Origin of the sequence: Paraburkholderia caffeinilytica, from assembly GCF_003368325.1 — a bacterium.
GTDB lineage: Bacteria > Pseudomonadota > Gammaproteobacteria > Burkholderiales > Burkholderiaceae > Paraburkholderia > Paraburkholderia caffeinilytica.
On the sequence record NZ_CP031466.1, the window covers coordinates 2,484,589 to 2,509,964 of the forward strand.

The following is a 25,376-nucleotide window of genomic DNA, read 5'->3' on the forward strand; positions in this document are numbered from 1 at the left end:
CGGATCAGTTCGCGGGGCGCAGACGGCGCAAACGCGCCAGCAATCCAGCAAAGCGGCCGCCGGCGGGCGCACCGGTTGCGCCTGCCGCTTCGCCGGCAGGCCGTCCCGTCAGTACGCCACGGCGCGCCAGCACCAGCAGCGCCGTCGCGGCCAGCACGGCCACGCCGGCCAGCGCGCCGATCAGCCACACCGGCAGGCCATTGCTCTGCGGCAACTGCGAGTATTCGACCGGGTCCGCCGCGACGGCGGTCACGCTGACCTGATCGTAGGTGAGCCCTTCCACGCTATGCATGACGAGTGTCTTGATCTGCGGCACCAGCGCGCCGATATCCGAGTCGCGCCGGTATTTGATGAACACCGCCGCCGACGACGGCTTGATGGTCTGCGCCAGCGGGTCGTTGTTCGGCAGCACGATCTGCACGCGCGCGACCAGCACGCCGTCGATCTTCGACAAGGTCGACGACAATTCCTGCGAGGTGCCGTAGATGAAACGCACACGCTCCTCGGTCGGTGTGGAAACCAGTCCGTCCTTCTTGAACAGGGCGCCGAGGTCGTCGAACTTGTTGTGCGGCAAACCGCGCGCGCGCAGCACTTCCATGGCGCGCACCATCTGGGCGTCGTCGACGTCGAGCGACCAGGTCTTGCCGGCGTCCGACGTATCTTTCGAGGCATCCACGCCGCGCTCCAATAGCGCGACCACCATCTCGTTGACGTCCTGCTCGGACAGGTTGCCGTACAGCTCTTTCTTGCAGCCGCTTAGCGTCGCGCATAACGCAAGCACGCACAGCAACGAGGCGGCGCGGCGGCGGGTCGGCAGTCGGTCGAACATGGTGGCGGCGTCTCGCATCGTGTGCACAAGGTTCGCGCAGGCGCGGCGCCACCTTCAGGGTGGCGTGCGCAAGCGCGTTACTGGTTCTTCATCAGCGTTTCGATCGCCGACTTCGACGAATCCACCACGCCCATCTTCGCTTCAAGATCGAGCTGGGTGCTGGCGAGTTCGAGCGTCATGCGAATCGTGCCCGCGCTCATTTCGTTCATCGTCATGGTGGGCGCCTGCTGGGCGAGCTGCAGCGCGTCGTTGACGGTGTGCTGCAACTCGGCGTCCTGCGAGGCGACCAGCTTCGAGGCAACCGCCGTGCCGTCCTGCTGCGGCGTGGCGGGCGCGCTCATCGGCGCCTTCTGCATCAGCGACTGGAACTTGTCGGCCAGTTCAGGCGTGGTTTGCGCGGCCGGTGCGGCGCCCGCGCCTTGCGACATCTGCTCGAGCGAGGCCTGCAAGGCGGTCGTGGTGGCATTGACGGTCATGTGCGGCTCCGGACTCAGGCGCGCAGGAACGACTGGTGCGCGTAGTCGGTCGTAACCGGCGCGGCTGCAGCCGACGCGGGCGCAGCCGCGGGTTGAACAGCCGGCTGGCCCTCGGGTTCGGCGCCCTCAGCGGTTTCCGCATCGAACTCCGCCAGCGCCTCCAACGATTTCGGCGTGACGAACTGACCGCCGGCGCGCTTGACCTTCATCGCGTTCAACAGGTCCTCGCGGGCTTCGAGCGCGCGCACCAGCGATTGCGTGTCGCGCGTCGGGTTGTTTTCCATGGCTTCGCTCGCGCATTGTTTCCAGTCCGGGTCGCCCTTCGCGGACAGGCAGAAAGCGAGCAGCGCCTTGGCATAACCGAAGCGCGGCGCGTTCTCGCCGACCTGGCGCAGCACGTGGATGGCGTCGTCCCAGTGGCCGCGCACCATGTGCAGGATGCCGTCGAGCGTATCGATTTCGGCGACGCGCGGACGCAGCACGCGCAGCGCATCGAGCACCAGCTCGATGTCGTACGGATCGGCCGACACCTTCGGAAAGTTGCTGAGCAAAGCGGTCGAAACGGTTTCGATCAGGCCGCCGACGACATCGGGGCTGCAATTCATGTATTCCGGCGTGCTGACGGTCATGGCGATGGGCTCCTGACAGAAGCGTTGAGGTCGACCGGGCCGCTCGCAGCCGGTCGGGAAGGATGACGCAAACATAGCAACCGGCGCGCGGCAACAAACCGTTGGACGCGAAGTGAGCGCATGGGATGCGAAGCCGGCCTCCCGCTTCGCAATGCGCGCAACCGCTTCGCCTCGCCCGGCGCGCGGGGCTGGCGCGAGCGCTATTGTCAGGCGGGATCTGCGGCGCCTGCATGACGTGCCTGCATAAGGTGCCTGCAAAACGTGCGATTGGCCCGATTGTTCCGCCTCGTGAACGCGCCGCCCGCTTCGTGAACGCGCTTCCCGCCCACGCCCCTCCTCCCATCGCGACCGAGCCGACATGAGCGACGAAAAAACCGAAGAGCCCACTCAGAAAAAGCTGCGGGACGCGCGCAAGGAAGGCCAGGTGTCCCGCAGCAGCGACTTGACCGATTCGATCTCGATGTCGGCGGTCGTGTTGTTGCTGATGGCCGGCGCGAGCCACTTCAGCGATGCGATGCGCGAAGCGGTGCTGATCGCCACAGGTTTCGTCGACGGCGACCATTCGCTGACCAATCTGCAGACGCAGTTCTACAAGATCGGCGGCCTTGCGCTGTCGGCGATCGTGCCGTGCGTATGCATCGCGGCGCTCGCCGCGATCGCCGCTTCGATCGGCCAGGTCGGCATGCAGATCGCCACCAAGCCGATCACGCCCGATCCGAAGGCCGTCAGCCCGATGGCGGGCCTCAAGCGCATTTTCTCGGTTCGCACGCTGATCGAGTGCGCGAAGATGATCGTGAAGGCGGCGATCGTGTTCTGCGTGATGTGGCAGACCATCAAGTGGCTGTTTCCGCTGATTGTCGGCTCGCTGTATCAACCGCTGCCGGAACTCGCGCGCATGTTCTGGGACCTGCTGCTGAAGCTCTTCATGGTGGCCGCGGCGGTGTTCGTGCTGGTCGGCGCGGCGGACGTCAAGCTGCAAAGCTTCATGTTCCTCAAGAAGATGAAGATGTCGAAGGACGAGGTCAAACGCGAGCACAAGAATCAGGAAGGCGATCCGCGCATCAAGGGCGAGCGGCGGCGCCTCGCGCGCGAAATGCTGAACGCTCCGCCGCAATCGAAAGTCGGCATGGCCAACATGATGGTCGTCAATCCCACCCACTATTCGGTCGCCGTGCGCTACGTGCCGGACGAACATCCGCTGCCGCGCGTGATCGCCAAAGGCATGGACGAGAGCGCGGCCGAACTGCGGCGCGCGGCCCGCGACGCGGGCGTGCCGATCATCGGCAATCCGCCGGTTGCGCGTGCGCTGTACAAGGTCGGTGTCGATCAGCCGATTCCCGAAGAGTTGTTCGAGACGGTCGCGGCGATTCTGCGCTGGGTCGACGCCATCGGCGCGCGGCGCGTGCAGGGCGAGCCATCGGCCGGCGCCGACGCGCATGCCGATGGCGCCACCCCGCATCTCCCCAATCCGCCACCCGCCCTCCACTGACGAGACCCACCATGCTGAAGACGCTGAAACTTCCTGCCGGCGGTGAAATCGGCATCGTCGCGCTGATCGTCGCGATCATTTCGCTGATGATCCTGCCGTTGCCGCCGACGCTGATCGACATCCTGCTCGGCGTGAACATCACGATCAGCGTGACCCTGCTGATGGTGACCATGTACGTGCCCGACGTGGTGTCGCTCTCGGCGTTTCCGTCGCTGCTGCTGTTCACCACGCTTTACCGGTTGTCGCTGAACATCGCCTCGACCAAGTCGATTCTGTTGCATGCGGAGGCCGGCCATATCATCGAGAGCTTCGGCGAACTGGTGGTGGGCGGCAATCTGGTGGTCGGGCTGGTGGTGTTCGTCATCATCACCACCGTGCAGTTCATCGTGATCGCGAAAGGCTCGGAACGGGTCGCCGAAGTCGGCGCGCGCTTCACGCTCGACGCGCTGCCGGGCAAGCAGATGAGTATCGACGCCGACCTGCGCGCCAATCTGCTGAGCGCCGAGGAGGCGCGCCGCAAACGCGCGACGCTCGCGGTCGAAAGCCAGTTGCACGGCGGCATGGACGGTGCGATGAAGTTCGTCAAGGGCGATGCGATTGCGGGCTTGATCATCACGATGATCAATATCGTCGCGGGTATCGCGGTGGGCGTTGCGTATCACAACATGAGCGCGGGCGAAGCGGCGAACCGCTTTTCGATCCTGTCGGTCGGCGATGCGATGGTGTCGCAGATTCCGTCGCTGTTGTTGTCGGTGGCGGCCGGCGTGATGATCACGCGCGTGGCGGATGAACGGCAAGCCAAGCCCGGCTCGCTCGGCGACGAGATCGGCCGCCAGCTCGGTTCCAGTTCGCGCGCGCTGTATTTCGCGGCCGTGTTGCTGCTTGGCTTTGCCGCCGTGCCAGGCTTTCCGGCTGCGCTCTTCCTGCTGCTCGCCGGCACGCTTGCGTTCACCGCATGGCGGCTGAACGCCAAAAAACCGCAGCAGCAAAACCACGAGCGCGAATCGCTGCACGCCATGCAACGCTCGGGCTCGAAGATCGACGTGCCCGCGATTCTGGCGCGCGCACCGCAATTCACCTGCCCGCTGGGCGTTCGCATCGCACCGGACCTCGTCGCTCGACTGACCATGCCCGCGCTCGACAAGTCGTTCGAATCCGAGCGCGCGCGCCTGCAGGAAGAACTGGGCTTGCCGTTTCCGGGCATCACCATGTGGACCTATGCCGCGCTGCCTTCATTCACCTGCCAGATCCTCGTGCACGACGTACCGCAACTGACGCTCGAACTCCCGGTCGGCAAGGTGATGTTGCCCGAAGCCAGCCGTCTCGCGCATTCGGCCGCCCCTGTCACGCTGACGAGCGAGGAAAGCCAGGCACTGGACGCGCTCATCGCGCAAAGCGAACCGGGACCGCCAATCGACACGAGCGGCACGCCGACGCGCTGGCTCGAAGAGCGTGCGGTGCCGCCGAAAACATCGGTATGGCGTGCGGAACAGGCCATCGCGCATGCATCGGTGGCGCTGATGCGGCGGCACGCACCGCTCTTTCTCGGCATACAGGAAGTGCAGTGGATTCTCGATCAACTGGCGAGCGACTATCCCGGCCTCGTGGCGGAAGTGCAGAAGGTGCTGCCGCCGCAGCGGATCGCCGACGTGCTGCGCCGCCTGCTCGAAGAGCAGATTTCGATCCGCAATGTCCGCACGATCATGGAAAGTCTGATCACGTGGGGGCCGAAAGAAAAAGACATGCTGATGCTCACCGAGTACGTGCGCGGCGACCTCTCGCGCTTTCTTGCGCATCGGGCCGCGAGCGGCGAGCGGACCTTGTCGGCGGTGCTGTTCGACATGCCGGTCGAGCAGCATATCCGTCAGTCGATCAAGCAGACGCCGACCGGCAACTTCCTCGCCTTGCCGCCCGATGAGGCCACGTTGCTGATCGACAAGATCCAGTCCTTCGTCGGCGCCGCGCCGCGCGAAGGGGTGGCGCTGGTGACGTCGATGGATATTCGCCGCTACGTGCGGCGCATGATCGAGGCGCGGCTCGGCTGGCTCGCGGTGTATTCGTATCAGGAACTCGGCGAGCACGTCGAATTGCGGCCGCTCGGCCGCGTGTCGATCTGAGGCCGCCGGCAATGACGCATATCGTTTCGCGCCACGTGCGCGTCATTCCCGGCGAGGCGGACAGCGAGACGTCCGATGAAATCGACGCACGCACAGGCTCGCGGGAATCAGGCGGGCGCGGCTTCGACTACGCGTCGCTGCTCGGGCGACGCCGCGCGCTGCATCGGCTCAACAGCAATGCGAATACCGATACGCATGCAGGTTCGCAAGGCGGCAGCGACGCGGATGCCACCGAAGACGCCGCGGATGCGCCTACTCCGTCCGCGCCGCGCCCGTTCGCGCGCAGCGGCGGCGACGCGGGCGAGGACGCGTCCGCGAACGCCGCATTTGACGCCGACGCGAATCCTTCGGCCGGCGCGGATAGCACGCCCTCGGCCGAACGTCTTGCGATTGGCGCGCGCGTGGCCGATGCCGCGGCGCCGGTCGTGACGGCCGTCTACCGGCAGCAGCAACGTTTCGTGCAACTGCTTGGCTCGCTCGCGCGGGAGATCGGCGCGTTCTGCGGCGATCCTTCGATTGCCGAAGCGGGCAATTGGGAAGTGCAGTTGCCGCTCGACCAGACACTGCTGCCGCAGACCACGCTGTATCTGACGCTTTCGCGTTTCAGTCTGCAGCTTCGGTTCGACACGCCGGATACGGCGACGAGGCAACTACTCTTGGAACACAGCGCACTGCTCGAGCGAGAACTCGATAGCTTGCTGCGCGCGTGGGGTGAAGCCCGCGAAATCGAACTCACTGTCTGGTGACAGATTCCCTGCGCATGATCTATCCGCTCGACGAGCCGACAACCGAGGACGAAGCCGCGACCGATCCGCACGCCGCGCGCGAGCGGAGCTCGGGCGTGGGGCGCATGTCCAGCGAGAGTGTGCGTGAGCGCGCGGCTGCTAGTGAACCGTCGGGCACGTCGGGAGATACCGCAACGGAGCATGCGGCGGCAAAGAAACTGACGAGCATGCCGGGAGACGCCGAGCGTGGTCACTCACGGTCACTGAACGCTAGCGCTGAAACGTCAGCGGCAATGACAAAGGGACTCGGCGCGGCAGTTACCGGTGCTTCAGTCGCTTCAATCGCTTCAATCGCTTCAGTCGCTTCAGTCGCTTCAATCGCTTCAATCGCGCCGATCGCGCCACTGCGTCTGCAGGCTGTCACTCGCGCCGCCGCTCGCGTAACGCGTACGGTCTGCGATGCGCGCGTCGCCGGTCATCTGCATGCGACGCTCGGCGTCACCGAATGGCACGCGGCATTGATCGACGCGCATGACTTCGATGCGGCTTGCGTGGACCCCGGCGTCATCGAGCTGACACTCGCTTCGGCTGATGACGTGTCGACTGTCGCCGTGCGCGTTGCCCTCGATCTGCATGCCTATCCGCCGCTCTCGATCGCCGCGTGGCCGGACCGCGACGCGCTCACAGCCAAGCCGCCCGCCGACGTCGCGTTACGTCAGGCCGTCGCGGGCGTCGTGCTGGAACCGCTGTTCGAGCGATTGATTCGCGCGGGTTTCAAAGGCCCACGTGTCGCCGCGGTCCGGCGCGGGCGTCTGAGCGAGGTTGCGACAGCGCGGAAACCGATGGGCGAGGCCAGCGCCGACATGCCTGTCGTCGCACTCTCGTTCCAGCTCGGTGAACGCCGCTATGAGGCCGCGCTCAGCGCCGAGCCGGCGTGCTACGACCTGCTCGACCGGCTGTTGCATGCCGAAGCCACGCCTGCTTCGGTTCGATCAACCGCAACCGCCGCTTCATCCGCTTCATCCGCTTGCTTCGATCACGCACTGGACACCGCCGCCGGCCTCACCGTCCCGGGCAGCCTGATCCTTGGCGTCAAACGCCTACCCGTCGACACGCTGCACGCGCTGGAACCCGGCGATGTACTGCTGCGCGCCGCCTTTCCTTCGTTCGACGCAACGCTGCTCGACGCCTCGAGCGCCCCCTCTTCGCCCCACGCGCGGCCTCGTGCCGTCGCCGCGTGGGGAACCCCCGGGCTCACCCGTGTGTGCGCCGCTGTGGAAATCGACGGGCAGTCGCTCGTCATCGTCAAGGAGCCGAACATGTCAGAAGAGCTGGACCCGGCGAGCACCGACGCCGGGCTCGCCATCGACGACCCCGCCGATCCGATCCGGATCGGCGAACTCGAGCTGCCGGTGCAGTTCGAGATCGACACGGTGGCACTACCGCTTGCCCAATTGTCGGCGCTCGGCCCCGGTTACGTGCTCGAGCTGCCCGTCCCCGTGGCGGACGCGCAATTGCGGCTCGTCGCGCACGGACAGACCATCGGCTATGGCGAGCTGGTGACGGTCGGCGAGCATCTTGGCATCCGCATCATTCGCATGGCGCACAGGCATGGTCCAATTCAGTGATATCACCGGGCTGCTGCTGGTCGTCGTCGCGATCAGCCTGCTGCCCTTCGTTGCCATGGTCGTGACGTCTTACGCGAAAGTCGTCGTGGTGCTGGGCCTCCTGCGCAATGCGCTCGGTGTGCAGCAGGTGCCGCCGAACATGGTGCTCAACGGCATCGCGATCCTGGTGTCCATCTACGTGATGGCGCCGATCGGCATGCTCGCCGCGAAATCGCTCGAAGGCCAGCAGCTCGCGTCGCAGCCCTCGCAGGCGCTGATCCAGGCGTTCGGCGCAGCGCGCGAGCCGTTCCGCGCGTTTCTCGTCAAGCACACCAACGAGCGCGAAAAACGCTTCTTCCTGCGCTCGGCTTCCGTGGTGTGGCCGAAGGAAGAAGCCGCCCAGATCAAGGAAGACGATCTGATCGTGCTGGCGCCCGCCTTCACCCTGACGGAAATGACCGACGCGTTCAAGATCGGCTTTCTGCTGTACATCGCGTTCATCGTGATCGATCTGATCATCGCGAATGTGCTGCTTGCCATGGGCCTGAACCAGGTCACGCCGACCAACGTCGCGATTCCGTTCAAGCTGCTGCTGTTCGTCGTGATGGACGGCTGGTCGACGCTGATCCACGGTCTCGTGATGTCCTACAAATAGCGCCTTGTTCACGAGAATGCGTCAGTAAAACCCATCACGAAAACGCGGCGGGAAAACTCGTCACCAAAACGCGGCAGGAAAACCCGCGAGGAAAACGCACATGGAAATCGATTCGCTGATCCGCTTCACCACCGAGGGCATGCTGCTGTGCCTGACCGTGTCGCTGCCGGCGGTGATCGTCGCGGCGGTGGTCGGCCTCGGCGTGTCGTTCCTGCAGGCGATCACGTCGATGCAGGACCAGACGCTGTCGCACGCGGTCAAGCTGATCGCGGTGACGGTAGTGATCGTGGTCGCCGCGCCGCTGTCGTGCGCGGCGATTCTGCACTTCGCCAACGAAATGATGCAGGCCGCGGTGCCGCTGTAAGGCGCCGCCCTGCCTGACCGACGCACGAGGCGATCGACATGAGCCGCATCTCTCATCAGGGCAGCGATACGGCGGCGGCCCAGGCGCAGCACGTCGCCCAGTCGCAGCAGAAAGCCGCCAATGCGCAGGGCGCGCGCAACGGTGCGCAATTCGCCGCGCTGTATCGCGGCACCACCAATTTCACTTACGGCAACGACGCGCAGCGGGGCCCGTCGGTGAGTTCGGTCCGCGCCAAACGAATGGCCGATCAGTTGGCTCGCAAGCGTCGCGCCGCCAAAAAGCAGCGCAGCAATGCAGGCGGACTCGACGACGACGGCCCGGACGACGCCGAAGCGCATCACGCCGAGGGGCAAAAGGTCAACCGCGACGGCGGCGGGCGCGGCGGCGGTGGAGGTCATTCGCAGGGCGACCATGGCGACGAGCACGGCAGCGGCACGGCGCCGGCGATCAAGGCGCGCGGCGATCGCATCGTGCCGCCCCCGCCGTCCGGACGGCTCGACGCAGTGGCCGCGCAGTTTGCACAGCCGGGGCAGGAAGGCGCGCGCGCCGCCGCGGTGCGCGATGCGTGGCGCACCGACATGCTGAACTTGCGCGCGCAGTTGGCCGCGAATCCGCAGATGCCGCTCGATGCCCGCGTGTTCGAACAGGCGATCGATCTGCTTGGCGTGCAGCAGAAGATCGGCAGCCTTGCCACGTCGCAGCCGGGCGCAGGTTCCGGTGTGGCCGCGTTGCGTGAGCGCGCGGGCGGGTCGGACGCCCGGGGTAGCCAGGGCGTGACGCGCTTGCCCGCGCCCGACCGGGTGCAGCGCTTCAACCTGTTGTTTCCCTTGTTGTGGCTGCACGCGGACATGCCGTCGAGCGCGCCGCAACGCGCCCGCTCGATCGACACGTTGTGCGTAATGCGCAGTGGCGCGCTTGGTCGGGCGGCGGCGTCCGCGGCGGCGACCGAGCGTGTCGCTTCACCCGCGTCCGGCACGCCTGAGGCGTTTAACGCGCTCGGCACGTCTGGCGTGGCTCGCGCATCCGGCACGCATGCTGCTTCGCCCGGCGCGCCGCCAACTCAGTCAGACCGGCCATCCCCCCCGCCAGGCCCGCGCCGCGCCTTCCCGAGCGGCAGCCGCTAGGCGGTTTGCCGCGCGGCTTCGCATCCCATGCGGCGCCTTCGCATCCGCTCCCGGACATGCCATGAGGGGCGGCTACATTAGGGTCGATCGGGCCGGTCGCGCCGCGCACCACGCGCGCCCCGGCGCCCTCCCATCCACCCTGTGCGAGCACGATGAAACTGCTGCGGATACTGACGGGCGTTCACGCGGGAGCGCAATTGCAGCTCACGCCGGGCACGCATCGCGTCGGCGCCGACGACGATGCCGACATCCGCCTCACCGACTGGCGGGGCGCGGATGCGCTGCTGCACGTCGACGCGAGCGGCGTGGTCAGCGCGCAGCGCGTCGCGGCTGCTGCGGCGCAAACGGAGGATCCGGCAGACGGTCAACCCGCGCAGCCGGCTATTGCAGAAGAAGTGGTGCTGCTGGTGGACTTCGTGCCGATGCAATTCGACGACATGATCCTGTGCGTCGGCGCGGACGATGCCGTGTGGCCATCCGACCTCGACCTGCTGTCGATGCTGCTGACCCGCCCCGCCGAAGCGCGCTTCGCGGCCGAACGCAAGAAACGCCGCCGCTATGTGGGCGCCGTGGTGGCGTGCTTCGCGCTCGGCATCGTGATCGTCGCGGTGTCGCTGCTGACCACCACGCAGATGAGCCGCGCCGCGCTGCCGCGCAATGCCGACGACCGCGCGCAGCGCGTCGGCGAGGCGTTGGCCGCGGCCCACGTGAGCGGCTTGCAGGCGCACGCGGTCGGCAACACCGTGGTGGTCACCGGCATGGTCACGAGCCCCGCCGACGACGACGCCGTGCGCAACCTGCTCGCGCGGATTTCGACCACCGGCATCTCGCGCAACTACGACGTCGCACAGAACGACGCGCGCAGCATCGAGGATTCGCTCGGCGTGGCGGGCGCTCACGTGCGCTATCTCGGCGACGGCAACTTCGCGGTGACCGGCGCCGTCAGCAGCCGCGCGGATCTCGACGCCGCGTTGGCGCGCGTGCGTGCCGACCTGGATCCGAACGTGAAAAACGTGATCGTGGAGGCCGCGGAAAACGCCAGCGTCGCCGCGGGCAACCCGGCCACGGCATCGTACTCCGAAATGATTTCCTCCGACGACGTCCGCTACGCGCAGACGCCCGACGGCGTCAAACATATCTACGCGGTCGATCCGCCGGCATCGGACAGCGATGCGGCGGCGGCTGCGAATGCGGCTTCGGGCGCAGGCGGCGCGAGCGGCGCGGCGGTTGCCAACGGCAATGCGAACGGCAATACAAACAGCAACGCAAACGGCAATGCAAGCGCCAATACAAACGGCAACACCAACGCCGCCGCTCAAACCAGCGGCGCCGCGACGGCAAATGCGAACGGCAACCCAAAAGCCGCCCATGCGGCGAACGCGACCAACACAGCAAACCCGACAAACCCGGCGAACGCCTCGATCGTCGACAACGACACCATCAGCCGCAGCGCGGCCAGCGTCGTGCCGCTACCCAATCCCGCCACACTGCGGACCGCGCAGCCGCGCGGTCCGTCCAGCTGACCCCTCACCGGCACACCGCCCCGTTCAATCAGGAGATCGACATGTACGAGCAGCTCGAAGCCCACGCCAGCGAATTCAACGACTTGCAGAAGACGCTCGCCGATCCGGCCGGCGCGCCGCAAGTGGACGCGATCCGTCAGGCGCTCGACGCAACCGCGCAGCGGATCAGCGAAACGCAGGGCGCAACCGACCTTGATCGCAACAATCTGGCGAAGCTGTATCGCGGCTTTCTCGCTGCGTCGCGCGTGATTGCGCGGCTGCAGGAAAAACAGGCCGGCGCGCACGCCTGACACGGCGACGCGACGACGGCTCACCGCTGGGTCCGGCGGCATATCGCGCACCGGGCTCGCGGGCAACGCGCTTGCTGCGGCGGCCTGCTCTCACGAGCAGCCGGCGCGGCGGCAGGTCTCGATATAGGCCACTCACTCTCTACCCATAGTCACTGGAGGTTTTTATGTCCGTAGGAAGCGCAGGCGGAATGATGGCTGGTCTCACGCAGGAAATGGACCAGATGACGATGATGTCCGCCCAGATGCAAGTTGAGCAAAGCATGTATGCATCGGTGGCGAACATTGCCAAGAGCGGCGCAAGCAACGTCAAGGATGCTTCGCGCGGCGGTTAAGCATCGCAAACGTGGGCCGCTCGCCGTCGGCGGCGGTCCACGCACGGCCGGTCCTGTGTCTCCTGCTTCGCGCGGGACCCGGCCGTGTTTCGTGCGGCATTCCCGGTATTCGCCGGATGCACCGCGCGACTCGCATCCGCACCGCACTGAACATCGGGCGCATCGCCCAAGCAAGGGTCGAGGATGAGCAGCGAGCGTTACACCAGCCTGATCGTGGACCTGTGCGCGACCGTCGGTCTCGGCGACGCGGACCACGTGCTGCGCACGCGGTCGATCGAGGTCGAAGGGTTCGACGTGCGGCTCGACTATTTCGAGCGCGACCTCGACGCGATGTACGCGAATTTTCATTTCGGCACGGTGACGGCCGGGCGCACGCTCGTCGTCTTCCGGCTCATGCTCGAAGCCAACCTGCTGATCTATGCGCAGGATCAGGCGCAACTGGGGCTCGACACGGATACCGGCGGCGTGGTGCTGGTGCTGCGCCTGCCGTTCGCCGACGGCCTGAACGGCGAGGCGCTCGCCGATCTGCTCGCGCACTACGCGGAGCATGGCCGCTACTGGCGGCAGAACATCGTCGAATCGAACGACGAGATGTTCGAAGGCATCGCTTCAGGGGAGTATTTCTGGCTGCGGGCTTAAAGCCCGCATCACCCCTTCGACGCCTCTTCGATATTGCGTGCGCCCTGCTTGATCAACTCCGCGATCTGGTTGACTGCCGCCTGTTCCAGTTGCATCACGCCGCCCAGTACGTTCAAACCTGCCGAGGCCAGACCGGTGGCGTCATTTGCAACGGTCCCCACGCCTTGCGCCAGCCCGCCGAAGCGGCCAGGACGGCTTGGGCCGGGCGCGCCGCCCGCACCTTGCTGAGCCACCAAGGGTCTGGCCGCCGATGAGGTGTTGGCCGAGAACGACGCGCCCCTGCGCTTGCCGGTTGCCTCATTGCTGCCGTTGGCGGCCAGCTGGCTGAGGTTCGCACCCGCTTGCTGACTGGCGTGCGCCGCCCCATCGGCGGGTTGGCGGCCGCCGGTGGCAGGCGACGACGGTGTGCTGGCGTCGGATAGCGGCAGCGTACTGCCCGGGCGTGAAATCGACGGAGAATCCGGCATGGTGCGAGGCTCCTGAAGGAAATGCGCGCTGCGTTGACGACGCACGAGACGAGGACGTCGGACAGGCGTTCTGCTCGACCTTACAACCCGCGTACGACGCCCGCGGTCACGGCGCGAAACGGTGTGCAACGAAGCGAAGCCAAATACGGGAATCGACGGAGCGAATCGCATGGCCGTGAGCGCCGTCGGCCGCACGATGAGGCGAAGCGCATCGGCGCGAGCACCGTCAGCCGCACGATAGGACGAAGCGCATCGCCGCGAGCACGATCGGCCGCACGCCTGCAGCGCGCGGGCCGTCCGCGGCGCGGTCTTCGCGCCCCCTTACGCCGGTTCGCGGGCCGTCGTGCGTGAGTCACACACGGGCGGCACACTGCGCGGGTTCGTCGCTCATTCGGAGTCCGACTCATGCGCTTCATCCCGCTCGACAGCATGGAAACGCCGTATCTGCGGCTGCGCCCGCTCACCCTGGCCGACGCCCCCGCCCTGTTCGATCAGATGCTCGGCGACGCCGACACGATGCGCGACCTGCCGATGCCGCGCCATACCGGCGTGGCGCAAACCGCCGAATTCGTCGACGAGGCGCTGCGCGGCTGGGACGACGGCAGCCTGATTCGCTACACGCTCGAATGCAAGGAGACCGGCCGCCTGACCGCGTTGATCGAACTGAAGCCAACCCTGCCGCGCGTGGAGATCGGCGTGATCATCAGCCGGCATGGCGGCGCTCGGCGCCGCCGGGCCGGCGTACTCGCGCTGCAGGAATTGATCGACTGGCTAATCGAGCAGCCGGGCGTGTACCGGGTCTTCGCGTGCTGCGCCGTGGATGGCGCCGCGCACAGTTCGATGGAGCGCCTCGGCTTCGTCCAGGAAGCGCAGCTGACGAATCACGAACCGCGTCCGAACCGCGGCCTCGCCGCCGCCGACAGCTATCTCTATGCCTTGACGCGCCCCGCGCCGGTTCCGCCTGAGCCGCCCAGCGAGGGGGTAGCCTGGCTGCGCAACACGATGCAGTGGAGTCTCGCGGACGCCTGAAGCCATTGGGAGCGCCACCCAGACGCACCGGCGACGCAGCGGAGACGCACCGAGTCGGAACGAAGAAGTGTCCGTAACACCAGCAATTGTTCACTTCTCAGGCGATAATGCAAAGGTCAGACGAATACCGCACCGCGGCCATTCGTTACGCATGCCTCGCGAGTACCCCTCGCCGGTGGACCGAAACACAACTACGCCGGAGACCCATCATGTCGCTACCGCGACTTACCGGTCAGGTGATCGCCTTCTCGCGATTCTGGCTCGCGCGCGAGGTGGGCCTGCTGATTTCCGACGGCGCCGTCATCGAGCTCGGCGCGCGCCCCTTCGCGATGCTCGCTGCCCTGCTCGAGGCCCGTGGCCGCGTGGTGTCGACCGCCGAGTTGCGCGAAATCGTCTGGCCCGGCAGCAATGTCGATGCGAACACGGTGCAGGCGCAGATCTCCGCAATTCGCCGCGCGCTCGACGACGACCGCGATCTGATCGTCACCGTGGCCGGCCGTGGCTACCGCTTCGCGGGTGAAATCCGCGTGCTCGACACACCCGACGCCGGACTGGATTTTCCGGTGGCGAACGCCGGCAGCATCGCCGCATCGCTCGCCACCTCGTTCGCGGCAACGACTGCGGCAACAACTACGGCAACAAGCGCGGCAGGCCCGCTCACCGCGGCCGGACTCACGTCCGGTTCGCCGTACGGCTCATCCTACGGCACGCCGTGGCGCGGCGCCGCTCCGGCCTCGCCGCACACTGCGTATTCCCGCGCCGCTCCGTCGGCCACGCTGACCTCGGTCACCGCCGCATCGAGCCTCGCCGCCGCGGCTGCGCCGGCCGCCTCCGCGGTGGCGCCGTTGATGCCGACCAGCGCCGTCACGTCGCTGCGCGCGCAGATCATCGACCCGTCGCCGTTCATCGGCCGTCATGCCGAGCTGTCCGAATTGCTCGCGCTGGTGCCCACGCGGCGCATCGTCACGCTGACCGGTGCGTCCGGCGTCGGCAAAACCCGCCTCGCGATCGAAGCGGCCAGCCACCTCGGGCCGCATTTTCCAGACGGCGATTTTTGCGCGGCGCTTGCCTCGCTCGCCCAGCCCGACCGCATCGCCGACGCGATCGGCGCGGCCATCGGCCTGGAGCCGGACAACGAGCTGGCGATGGCGGCCAATCTGGCCATGCAGATCAGCGAGCGCCGCATGCTGCTGATCGTCGATCACTGCGATCATCTGAGCGAAGCGGCAGCCGAACTCATCGATACGCTGGTGGCGAACACCGGCGGCTTGCATGTGATCGCCACGTGCGAGTCGCCGCTTTTCATCGGCGGCGAAACGGCCGTGCCGGTGGCCGCGTTGCGCGCGCCGCCCGAGCAGATCGACGGCACGCCCGCCACGCTCGACTACGACGCGCTGCGCCTGCTCTTCACCCGGCTCGCGCACTGCCTGAAGCCGGCCGCCTTGCATGCGCCGCTGCCCGACGTGGAGAGCATCGCGCCGGCCACTTTCGCGGCGGCCGCGCTGATTTGCCGGCGTGTCGACGGTGTGCCGTTCGCGCTCGAACTCGCTGCCGCGACGATCGCCGGCCAGGTGCGCGCAGGCGTGCCGCCGGAAGACGCGATCGTGGCGTTCGCGCGCGAACTCGATACGGTGATGACGCATCGCAGCGGCGGCCGCCGCATCGTGCTGCCGCGGGCGGCGATCGTCCACGTGATGCTCGACCTCTCGTATGCCGCGCTCGAAGCCCCGACCCGCACCATGCTGCGCCGGCTCGGCATTTTCGCCACCGCGTTCTCGCACGAGGCCGCCTGCGAAATGCTCGGCGCGTTCGGCAGCGACTACGGTTTCGGACCTCCCGAGCCGCGCCTGCTGGAACGCCAGCTTCATACGCTGATGGACGCGGGCCTAGTGAATACGGTCGACTGCGACGGCGCCTTGCGGCTGCGCTTGCCACCCGCCGTGCGCCGCTTCGCGCTCGACGCGCTGGAGCGCAACCGCGAAAGCGCCGAGGCCGATCTGCATCACGCGCAGTTCGTCGCCCGCGATATGGCGCGCCGTTTCGGCGCGGGTGTTGCCGTGGCCACCGCGCATAGCCGCCACGATATCGACGCGCTGCGCGCGGCGCTCGAATGGGCCGTCTCGGCCGACAAGGTGGAACTGTGCACCGAGCTGCTCGACAACACGGCGCCAATGTGGGGGGCGCTCGCGCTCGTCGACGAATACATCGGCTGGGTGCGCGCGGTGCTGGCGCGCGTGGACAGTGTGTCGATGCGCCGTATCCGCGACGAGATGCGCTTGCGTGCCGTGCTCGCGCGCGCGTTGACGCTCAAGCGCAGCGCGTCGAACGAGATCGTCGAGAACTGGCAGCGCACCTACGAGCTCGCCAATATCTGCGCCGACACGCCGTACCGCCTGCGTGCGCTGTTCTGCCTCGTGATGTGCGCGCTCGACGCCGGCGAGGTCGAGCATTGCCGGCGCCTCTCCAGCGCGTTCAGCGAAATTGCGCCGGTGGCGCACAGCCAGGCGGTCAGCATCAACGCGCGGCGCATCGAAGGCATTGTCAAGGCGTATGCGGGAGAATTCGACACCGCGATCCGCCTGCTCGCGCCGGTCGTCGGACTCAACGACGAAGCGGCCGACGAGATCGACGAAGACGTCAGCCGCGAGGCCAACGCGGTCGCCACCAGCTACGGGCTGTCGCTGCATCTCGTGGCGCGGGCGATTCATGCCGTCGCGCTCTGGCTGGTCGGCCAACCGCATCTGGCCGCGCCGCCGCGCGTCACGATCCGCGATCCTGCCGACGAAAGCGAACCGCTCGCGGGCTGCATCGCGCTCGGCCACGCCTGCTCGCTTGCCGCGCTCGACGACGACATTCCGCTCACCGAGTCCTGCGCAGCGGCGCTGGTGACGCGAGCGCGAGCGGCGGGCGTCAAACGCTGGCTGCGTCTCGGCCTCGATTTTCAGCTTTGGCTCGACGCCCGGCGCGGCGATCAGGACGCCGCGCAGCGGCTGATGACCGGCGCGATGAAGCGGATCGCGCGCGAACGCATCTACGTGCCCGATATCGCCTTCATCGCCACGCTGCTGCCGCGCATCGCGCTGCAGGACGAACCGGAATTCGCGGCCGCGCTCGGCGCGACGCTGCGCGAAGCGGTGAGCCGCAGCGAGCGCACCGGCGAACTCTGGTACGTGCCGGAGCTGTTGCGCCTGAACGCGATGCTGCGTCTGCGCGGCGGCGAAGATCCGCGGGCGGTGCGGCCGCTGCTCGAAGACGCGCTGCGGCGCGCCCGGCAGCACGGCGCACGACGGCTCGAGTTGCGCATCACCGTCGATCTCGAATCACTCGACGCATCGGCCTCCCTGGGGCTGCTTCGCATGCGGTGACCTCGCTTCGCCCCCTGCCTGGGCGTGTCACACACGCTCCATACCGTGACTTCAACTGCTGCTCGTTGAACGCCACGCGCCATGTCCGACATCCACGCCGTACCGCAGCACCCGCTCCGCACGCCCGATGCCGAAGCGGCTGAAACGACCGGAACGACCGGAGCGCCCGCTCATCAGCCTGGCGGCGCACCCGCGGTGCCGCCCACGGGCGCGCCGCAGGCCCGGCCGCTGGTCGACGAAACGCTGCTGGGCAGGCTCGGCAACACGCTGTCGCGCACCGGCGCACGGCTGCGCGCGAGCAAGTTCGATATCAGCACCGCGCTCTCGCAAACAAGCCAGCACGGCAAGCCGTTCGCGCCCGCCGATTTCACCGCGAATGGCGAGCGTTATCCCGCCAAGCCGGTGGCGGCGTCGAACGCGGCGGGCACGCCGTTGGCGAAGAGCGAGCGGCAAATCCGCCAGGCGCTCGGCAAGACGGCGCGGTCTTCGTCCACTGCGTCTTCCTCGGCGGCACGACTTGCCGCGGAGCACGGGAACGAAAGCGAAAACGACATATCGGCGATTCCGCTCGACGCGGTGGCCGGCGAAGCCGCGCTGCGCGACTATGTGGGCCGTCAACTGCCGGGCTCTCCCGGCGACCTGCTCGCCCAGGGCGAGCTTTCGCATCGGCTGGCCGCGCTGAGCGGCCCCGCTGCCGCCACGGACACGCATCGCGGCGCACTGCTCGCCCAGGCGTTGCACGGCGCCCATATCGGCGATGCGCGCAGTGCCAACGAGGTGCTCGACGCTCTCGAACACCTCGATTTCGCGCAGATGCACACGGCCCGCTCGACGACGCCGGCCGAAGCCGGCGCATGGCAAGTCGCTCGCACGCTGGCGCGCACCGACGCCGGTTTCGACGCGCTCAACCAGTTGCGCCATCACGGACGGCCGCCGCCCGGCGATGCGTCGACGCAGCTCGCCCAGCGGATGATGCTGCAAGCCGCCGACGCGCTCGATCCGCCCCGCCACGGCACGGGCCCGGCGCAGGACCCCGCGCCGGCCGCGGTCGCCGCGCGCTCGGCGCCCGCGGCCGGCACGCCGCTGAATGAAACCCCGCTTGCATGGCAGGCTTACGACGCGGCGTCGACACTGACCACGCAAGGCCGCGGCGCGCTCAGCGCCGATCAGAAAGGGGCGTTTTTCGCGTGGCGCCAGAATTTTCGCGAGGACGGACGCGGCAGCGAGTTGTCGCAGGCACGCGAACGTCTGAACAAATTCTCGGCGAAGACGATCGACCGCGTCGGCGAAAACCGATGGAAGACGTTCCTGCCGCGGCTCGTCGGCAAACTCAGCTCGCCCTTGTCGGCGCTGCGCTTCGGCACGCAGGGCGTGCCGCGCAAAACCGTCGGCACCGAGCAGGGAAAGCTCGATGCGGCCATGCGCGAAACGCTGGCGCCGCTGTGCGAGCGTCCCGAGATGCGCGCCGCTTCGGCCCTTTCGCATGCCCGCCCGGAACAGTCGATCGCAGAACTCGCGGCGCTGCATGTCTGGCTCGAGTCGGGCGGCTTTCCGAATGGCAAGCTCGATGCCGATCAGTTGCACAAGGTCACGGAACGCGCGCAGCAATTGTGCGCGGAGTTGCAACCGCGCGACGTCGCGTCGCCCGCGACGCTCGAGCGCCTGCAAACCGAAACCGCGCGCTGGGCCAACACCGATCCGCACACGCTCGCGCGCAGCAAACCGTTCCGGTCGATCGCGAAACAGACCTTCAATCTGGAACGGCTCGCCTCGTGGGGCAAGGTCGCGAAGGTACCCGCCGATTCGCCGTTCTGGACCCATGTTTCGGACCTGAAGGACAAAGCACGGCCACCCGCGCCGGCCGCCAATGCGGACAGCGCCGACGCGGTCCGGCAAACGCTCAAGGAGGTCGCGCACGATCTGCAATCGAGCTCGCGCCTGCGTCTTACCGACGGCCGCCGCATCGGGCTGAGCACGCGCGGGTTGTCGGCGAATCTCAGCAAGGTGCTGCACACCGGCGGCGTGCCGATGGCACCGCGCCTCGATCTGCGTGCGTCGAAGAGTCGTGAAGCCGTGGTCGAATTGAGCCGCGGCACGCACGGCGTCGAGATGTTCGTCGGCACCGCGAAAACGCAGGTGCGGCATGCGGGCGTCGGCGTGCTGGTCGGCTACGACATGGATGTCGGGCTGACCCAGTTGCGCGCCGGATTGACCACCCAGGCCGTGCTGCACTCGCAGGAGTTGTCCGAACCGAGCGGCGTGTCGCTGCGCGTGGCACGCCGCGTCAATCCGAACGGCACCGGTTACGAAGATAGCGCGATGCGCGAAAAACTCGAAGGCATCATCGATCATGTCTTCGACGAAACGACCGAGGCGCACGGCGCCAATTCGGGCGGCTCGCGCGGCACCTGGAACCGGCTCGCCGAACGTTATTTCGACGACCCCGATGTGTCGATCAGCTGGACCGACACCGTGGCGCGCACCGTCAAACGCGGGGCCTCCGCCGATGTCGGCCTGTCCGTGACGGTGCCGAAAATCGGCTCGCCGTTTCGCGCCGGCGCCAACCTCGGCATCGGTTATGAGAAGACCGCGAAGCAGACGCTCGATTCGAACGAGCAAAGCGGGCGCATGCAGATCGAGCAACATCGCGTCGGCGCCGGCTCGCGTCTGATCGGGCGGCTGAGCGGCACCGTCAGCGCGACGCAGCCGGTCGGCGCGAAGGCGACGAGCGTGGGTGTGGGACTCGTCTCGCTCGACGCGCCGTCCGCGACCATGACGTTCAACGACGACAGCCACCTCGCCAAAGTGCAGCTGGTGCGCGAGGACGGCGTGCTGATGCATCGCGCGTGCCTGCTCGACACGGAGTATTCGAGCGCCGAAACCTATACGCGCGCGCTCGATGCGAGCCGCGACCAGTGGGTCGATCTGTTCATGGAGCAGGTGCATGCCGAGCAGGAAGGCGAGCGTCAGGAAGCAAGGTTGAACGGCCGGCCCGAGCCGCAGCTACCGGCGGCGCGCACGCTCGCGGAACAACGGCTCGACCGGCACCTGGGCGATGTGAAGGCGAACCGGCGGCCGAATCAGACTTACTTCCACCGCTACCGGTTGCGGCGCGGCGCGGCGCAACAACTCGACATGCTCGCGGCGATGTCGAAGCAATTGCCGCCTGGCGAGGCCGTTGCGGGACGCGCGAAGATCGATGAAAAGGTGAACGGCATTCTCAACGAACCGGCCTCGTGGATGGCGGTTGAATTGAAGGTCAAGGAACGCACGACCAGCACGCAGAGCCCCGGTTTGAATTTCGCGCTGCAATTGAATACGCAGACGAGCGCGACGGGGGACCGCGAGCTGTTTGCGGAGAGCATTCCGTTTGCGCTGCTGGATCGGCTGGATAGCTGAGGCAAGGACAGCGCGGCCCAGGCGGGTCCCATCCGGTCAAGCCAGAAGACTGCGGCGAAAATATCCTGAAGCCGGATGAAAATACCTGAAGGAACCCGGCTTGAAAGCGCGGCGCAGGCAGAGCGGGCATTGCGGACGGTGTGAAATCCAGTATGCTGGTCATCCTGCCGAAACCGCCGACGCTCTCGCTGATCGCCATGAACCTATCTTTTGAAGTCCTGCAGGTGCTCGATGCGATCGATCGAACCGGCACCTTTGCGAGTGCGGCCGAAACGCTTCACAAGGTCCCGTCTTCGTTGACCTATCTGGTTCAGAAACTCGAACTCGATCTTGGCGTCAAGCTGTTCGACCGTTCCGGCCGGCGTGCGACGCTCACGCATGCGGGGCGCGTGGTGGTCGAAGAAGGCCGCCGTCTGCTGGAGGCCGCGGAAGATCTCGAACGCAAGGCGAAGCGAATCCAGCATGGCTGGGAATCCGATCTGCACATCGCCGTCGACGAGATCATTCCGTTCGAGTTGCTGTGGCGCCATGTCGACCAGTTCTACAAGCTCGGGCTGGACACGCGGCTGCGTCTGTCGAAAGAAGTGCTGGGCGGTTCATGGGACGCGCTCCTGACGCGTCGCGCCGACCTGATCGTCGGCGCCGCGGGCGACCCGCCGCCGATTCCCAATCTGGTCGCCAAACCAATCGGTTCGCTGCGGCATGTGTTCGTGGTGGCGCCGCATCATCCCCTTGCGTCCGTCGCGGAACCGCTGACGCTGGATATCGTCGCCCGGCATCGCGCGGTCGCGATCGGCGACACGTCCCGCAAGCTCGCGCCGCGCACAATCGCGATCGCCGCCAACCAGGAAGTCCTGACGGTGCCGACGCTCGAAGCCAAGCTCGCCGCGCAGATCAAGGGCCTGGCGGCGGGCACGATCCCGGAGTGTCTCGCCGTCGAGCCGCTGCTCCAGGGCGAGCTCGTGAAAAAGGAAGTGCTCGGCATGCGCGACGTCACGCATTTCTATCTTGCGTGGCGCGACGATGAGAGCGGTAAGGCCTTGCGCTGGTGGGTCGAGCAACTGGACCGGCCGGACCTGATCGGCGAAGCGGCGCAACAGAGGATGTTGCACGGATAAAGCGTGACTAGCCGCCCTGGCTGACTGTGTCCGGCGTGCTGGCCTGCTTGCCCGCTTCGGTGGCGATCCGCAGCACCTGTCTCGCGGCTTTGAAGTCGTCCCAATCGAAACCCTCCGTCAGCCTGGCGCATGCGGCGTTCAACACCTGCATGGCTTCCATGTTCCGGCCTTGCTCATGCCAGAGCCGCCCTAGGCTCGTTGCGGTACGCAATTGCAGCGAGCGGGCGCCTTGCGCCAGCGACTCCTCGAGCGCCGCGATCAGGCAAGCCTCTGCATCCGTCGCCACGTCGCCGAATGGCGGCTCGCCGGCATATTCCATCAATAGCAACTCGCCGTGGATGCGTCTGAGTTCGACCGTATACCAATGATCGCCGGCTTCGTCGCACTGCGCCAATGCGCGCGCCACCGTGGCGAGCCCCGCTCTCCGCTGCCCGGCGCGCCCGAGTGCGAGGCTGTACTGTGCGGCGAGCAGCGCGCGCGGCGCACCGTACTCCAGCGATTCGAGATCGTTCAACGCCGCACGGAAGGCATGCACGCGCTCCGGGCCGGTTTCGTCCAGTGAGCGCAGGTATTCAGCAAAACATCGACAGCACGCTTGCGACACGCTCAAGCCGGCGCACCTCGACACGTCCTGCAACACCACGATCGCCCGAGCCGCCCGGTCCCGCTCGCCGGACAGCAGCGCCAGCGGAATCTCCGCCTCGACAAGCACGTAGCACGTGACGATCGCCTGGCCCTGACTGCACGCGGCGGCCACGCACTCCTCCGCCAGGACGAGTGCCTGATCGACGAAACCCTGCAACCACAGCACGCGTGCAAGCGTCGCGCGGCCGACCACCCGCTGATCGACCGACTGTCCCAGCAGCAGGCGATGCTGCAAGCTATCCACGTGCTGCAGAAACTGTTCGAGTGCCCCGCGCGCCTGTTGTTGATCGCCCACGTAATGCGACGCAGTGCCCAGCAACCGGTAGCCGAGAATCGCACTCATCGCGTCGCCCGACTCGGAAGCCAGCGAAGCAAAGCGCTGCGCGAACGCCAGCGCATTGCGCGCGGCGCCGGACGATTGGCCCGCGTTCCACATGCCCCACAACGCGCGGGCTTCGAACGCCTGGTCGCCGAGCGCGATCGCCGTTGCGAGCACCTCTGCCCAGATACCGAGTGTTTCCCGGTTCGGTCCGCTGACGTACACGAGCGCGCCGCCAAGCGTCGCCAGCAATTGCATACGCATGCGCAGATGCCGGCTGGAGCGCGAGCCCTGGTGAGCCGCCGCCACTGTGCCGAGCGCGCGCCTTGCCCAGGCGCAACATTCGTCGACCAGCGACAGCTCGTAGAAAAGCGACGTGACTTTCACAGCCAGCACTTCGCCCAACGCTTCGTCGCCTTTCGGCGACAGCGCCCAGCCGAGCGCCGCGCGCAAATCGTCGAGCAATTCGCGCATCCGCCGATGCCACGAGTCGGAACACGAGCTCGCGGGGTCTGCATGGTCGGACGTTTCGCACTCCAGCAAGCCCGCGAAGTAGCGCGCGTGATTGAGCGTGGCAACGCGACGCTCGCCGTTGTCGTCGAGCTTCTGCAGCGCGTAGGCACGCGTGGTTTCCAGCAGCCGGTAGCGCGCTTTGCCACGCTCCACCTGCGTGACCACCAACGACTTTTCGACGAGCCCCGACACCGCCGCGATCACGTCGAGTTCGCGCAGCGCGCCGCCGCCGACCACGGCAATCGCCGCGTCCAGCGTGAAGCCGTTGACGAAGATGCCGAGCCCGCGCAACGTCGCGCGCTCAGTATCGTCGAGCAACGCATGGCTCCAGTCGAGCGTCGCCTTCAAGGTCTGGTGCCGTGGCAACGCGGTGCGATTGCCGCCCGTCAGCATGTTGAAGCGGTCGTCGAGATGATCCGCGAGCGTCTCGATGCCGAGTATCGCCGCGCGCGCCGCCGCCAGTTCGATCGCCAACGGAATACCGTCGAGCCGACGGCATACCGTGCCGGTCAGATGGATACTTCTCTCGTCGGACGAAAAACGCGCGTCGATCGAACGTGCGCGTGCCAGGAACAACTTGACGGCGCTACGCTGCAGCACGTCCTGGCTCTCCTCGTCCTGAGCAGGCACCTCCAGCGAAGCAACCCAATACAGCTGCTCGTCGACGACGCGCAGCGGCTCCCGGCTGGTCGCGAGAATGCTGGCGGACGGATTGGCGTTCAATAGCGTTTCGGCGAGCTCGGCAGCGGGCCCGAGCACATGCTCGCAATTGTCGAGTACGAACAGCACACGCCGTTCACTGAGCTCTTTGCTCACTCGTGCAAGCGTAAGCGGACCGGTCGCCGCTTTCACGCCGACGCTGGCGGCGAACATCGCGAGCACACTGTTCGCGTCGGACGTGGATGCGAGCGAGACCAGATAGACGCCGTCAGGATAGTGCTGCAGCAAACTGCGCGCGACCTCGACCGCCAGACGCGTTTTGCCGATACCGCCGGAGCCGATCAGCGTCACGTGACGCGTCGAAGCAAGCGCCAGCGCGACGTCGTTCATCGCTTGCTCGCGCCCGACCAGCGCCGACAAATTGGCCGGCAGATTGGTGGGAACAGCGCGCTCCTGCCTCGTTTCGCTTGCCGCCTCAAGCTCGTCGTCACGAACGCCGGTACGGGAATGCGCCGCCAAAGGATGACGCAGTACCAGCCGGTAGCCTCGTCCCGACACGGTCTGGATGAGTCCGCGACTTTCGCCCAGCACCTTGCGTAGCGCGGACATGTGCACCTGAAGATTGTTCTCCTCAACAAATGTGTCCGGCCACACCTGTTTGAGTATGTCGTTCTTCGACACCAGCGCGCCGTTGGCTGCAATCAGTACGGCAAGCATGTCGAAGGCGCGGCTGCCAAGCCGCAGTGGTTGGCCGTCGCGAAAGAGTTCTCGGCCGGCGAGGTCCACCTGAAGCGGGCCAATGCAGATCATTGCCTGAGTATCCAAGACGCAGCGGGTAGGGGAACAACGGAGGGCTGATCGCCCGGCGTTGTGTCCCCGCAGTCTAGACCAACGAAGCGTCGCGATGCGCGGAAAAAACTGAACCTATCGTTCGAAAAATTTGAGTGATTGCCGGCCAGAAACCTGGCGATCGTATGCGCTCAAGTGGTCGCGCGGCCTCTGTCCGGATTGCTCATAACAACGACCTGCTCCAGCCCGTCAACATGACAATGTTGCGTGGGT

20 protein-coding genes are annotated in these 25,376 nt (G+C 66.8%); 15 read left to right on the plus strand and 5 right to left on the minus strand.

Features of this window, described 5'->3' with window-relative positions; all coding sequences use genetic code 11:
• Positions 1-4: 4 nt before the first annotated feature.
• The 3 genes from sctJ to DSC91_RS11085 form a co-directional block, all read right to left on the minus strand.
• Entirely contained in the window at positions 5-829 is an 825-nt protein-coding gene (gene sctJ / locus DSC91_RS11075; RefSeq protein WP_115778164.1) for a type III secretion system inner membrane ring lipoprotein SctJ, read from the minus strand.
• Between the two features lie 77 nt (positions 830-906).
• Positions 907-1,305: a type III secretion protein HrpB2 gene (locus tag DSC91_RS11080; protein ID WP_115778165.1), complete on the minus strand. Its 399-nt coding sequence runs from the start codon at positions 1,303-1,305 to the stop codon at positions 907-909.
• A 14-nt stretch (positions 1,306-1,319) separates the two neighbouring features.
• Positions 1,320-1,934 (minus strand): HrpB1 family type III secretion system apparatus protein, encoded by a 615-nt coding sequence (locus DSC91_RS11085; protein WP_115778166.1) that lies wholly within the window; start codon positions 1,932-1,934, stop codon positions 1,320-1,322.
• Between the two features lie 358 nt (positions 1,935-2,292).
• Here DSC91_RS11085 and sctU point away from each other — a divergent pair, with 358 nt between their 5' ends.
• From sctU to DSC91_RS11135, 11 genes are all read left to right on the plus strand, one after another.
• On the plus strand, positions 2,293-3,423 hold the full coding sequence (sctU, locus tag DSC91_RS11090; protein ID WP_115778167.1) for a type III secretion system export apparatus subunit SctU: 1,131 nt from the start codon (positions 2,293-2,295) through the stop codon (positions 3,421-3,423).
• Positions 3,424-3,434: 11 nt separating this feature from the next.
• Complete coding sequence (gene sctV / locus DSC91_RS11095) at positions 3,435-5,540, plus strand: type III secretion system export apparatus subunit SctV (RefSeq protein WP_115778168.1); 2,106 nt, start codon at positions 3,435-3,437, stop codon at positions 5,538-5,540.
• A gap of 11 nt (positions 5,541-5,551) precedes the next feature.
• A complete protein-coding gene (gene sctP, locus DSC91_RS11100; RefSeq protein WP_115778169.1) occupies positions 5,552-6,286 on the plus strand; it encodes a type III secretion system protein SctP in 735 nt (244 codons plus the stop codon).
• On the plus strand, positions 6,283-7,893 hold the full coding sequence (sctQ, locus tag DSC91_RS11105; protein ID WP_229758183.1) for a type III secretion system cytoplasmic ring protein SctQ: 1,611 nt from the start codon (positions 6,283-6,285) through the stop codon (positions 7,891-7,893). Before sctP ends, sctQ begins: the two co-directional genes overlap by 4 nt.
• The gene (gene sctR, locus DSC91_RS11110) at positions 7,877-8,527 is read left to right on the plus strand and encodes a type III secretion system export apparatus subunit SctR (protein WP_115778170.1); all 651 of its coding nucleotides are present in this window, start codon (positions 7,877-7,879) and stop codon (positions 8,525-8,527) included. Before sctQ ends, sctR begins: the two co-directional genes overlap by 17 nt.
• Positions 8,528-8,627: 100 nt before the next feature.
• On the plus strand, positions 8,628-8,891 hold the full coding sequence (gene sctS, locus DSC91_RS11115; protein ID WP_035546645.1) for a type III secretion system export apparatus subunit SctS: 264 nt from the start codon (positions 8,628-8,630) through the stop codon (positions 8,889-8,891).
• Between the two features lie 38 nt (positions 8,892-8,929).
• The gene (locus tag DSC91_RS11120; RefSeq protein ID WP_115778171.1) at positions 8,930-10,015 is read left to right on the plus strand and encodes a hypothetical protein; all 1,086 of its coding nucleotides are present in this window, start codon (positions 8,930-8,932) and stop codon (positions 10,013-10,015) included.
• Positions 10,016-10,167: 152 nt separating this feature from the next.
• Positions 10,168-11,538 carry a type III secretion protein gene (locus tag DSC91_RS11125; protein WP_115778172.1) on the plus strand — a complete coding sequence of 457 codons (1,371 nt, stop codon included), beginning with the start codon at positions 10,168-10,170 and terminating at the stop codon, positions 11,536-11,538.
• Between the two features lie 41 nt (positions 11,539-11,579).
• Positions 11,580-11,828, plus strand: coding sequence for a type III secretion protein (locus tag DSC91_RS11130; RefSeq protein ID WP_115778173.1), 249 nt, complete (start codon positions 11,580-11,582; stop codon positions 11,826-11,828).
• Positions 11,829-11,992: 164 nt separating this feature from the next.
• Positions 11,993-12,160, plus strand: coding sequence for a hypothetical protein (locus DSC91_RS37420; RefSeq protein ID WP_162831287.1), 168 nt, complete (start codon positions 11,993-11,995; stop codon positions 12,158-12,160).
• Positions 12,161-12,343: 183 nt separating this feature from the next.
• Complete coding sequence (locus DSC91_RS11135) at positions 12,344-12,799, plus strand: CesT family type III secretion system chaperone (RefSeq protein WP_115778174.1); 456 nt, start codon at positions 12,344-12,346, stop codon at positions 12,797-12,799.
• A gap of 8 nt (positions 12,800-12,807) precedes the next feature.
• On the opposite strand, the gene DSC91_RS11140 is transcribed toward DSC91_RS11135, so the two are convergent.
• Positions 12,808-13,266 (minus strand): hypothetical protein, encoded by a 459-nt coding sequence (locus tag DSC91_RS11140; protein ID WP_115778175.1) that lies wholly within the window; start codon positions 13,264-13,266, stop codon positions 12,808-12,810.
• A 405-nt stretch (positions 13,267-13,671) separates the two neighbouring features.
• Here DSC91_RS11140 and DSC91_RS11145 point away from each other — a divergent pair, with 405 nt between their 5' ends.
• The 4 genes from DSC91_RS11145 (at position 13,672) to DSC91_RS11160 (ending at position 22,177) form a co-directional block, all read left to right on the plus strand.
• Positions 13,672-14,295 carry a GNAT family N-acetyltransferase gene (locus tag DSC91_RS11145; RefSeq protein WP_115778176.1) on the plus strand — a complete coding sequence of 208 codons (624 nt, stop codon included), beginning with the start codon at positions 13,672-13,674 and terminating at the stop codon, positions 14,293-14,295.
• Between the two features lie 209 nt (positions 14,296-14,504).
• Positions 14,505-17,660, plus strand: coding sequence for an ATP-binding protein (locus DSC91_RS11150; RefSeq protein ID WP_115778177.1), 3,156 nt, complete (start codon positions 14,505-14,507; stop codon positions 17,658-17,660).
• An 81-nt stretch (positions 17,661-17,741) separates the two neighbouring features.
• Positions 17,742-21,059, plus strand: a complete 3,318-nt coding sequence (locus tag DSC91_RS11155; RefSeq protein WP_115778178.1) for an autotransporter — start codon at positions 17,742-17,744, stop codon at positions 21,057-21,059.
• A 197-nt stretch (positions 21,060-21,256) separates the two neighbouring features.
• Positions 21,257-22,177, plus strand: coding sequence for a LysR family transcriptional regulator (locus DSC91_RS11160; protein WP_115779795.1), 921 nt, complete (start codon positions 21,257-21,259; stop codon positions 22,175-22,177).
• Positions 22,178-22,184: 7 nt separating this feature from the next.
• Here the strand turns inward: DSC91_RS11160 and DSC91_RS11165 are convergent, their stop codons facing one another.
• Positions 22,185-25,124 carry an ATP-binding protein gene (locus DSC91_RS11165; RefSeq protein WP_115778179.1) on the minus strand — a complete coding sequence of 980 codons (2,940 nt, stop codon included), beginning with the start codon at positions 25,122-25,124 and terminating at the stop codon, positions 22,185-22,187.
• Between the last annotated feature and the right edge of the window lie 252 nt (positions 25,125-25,376).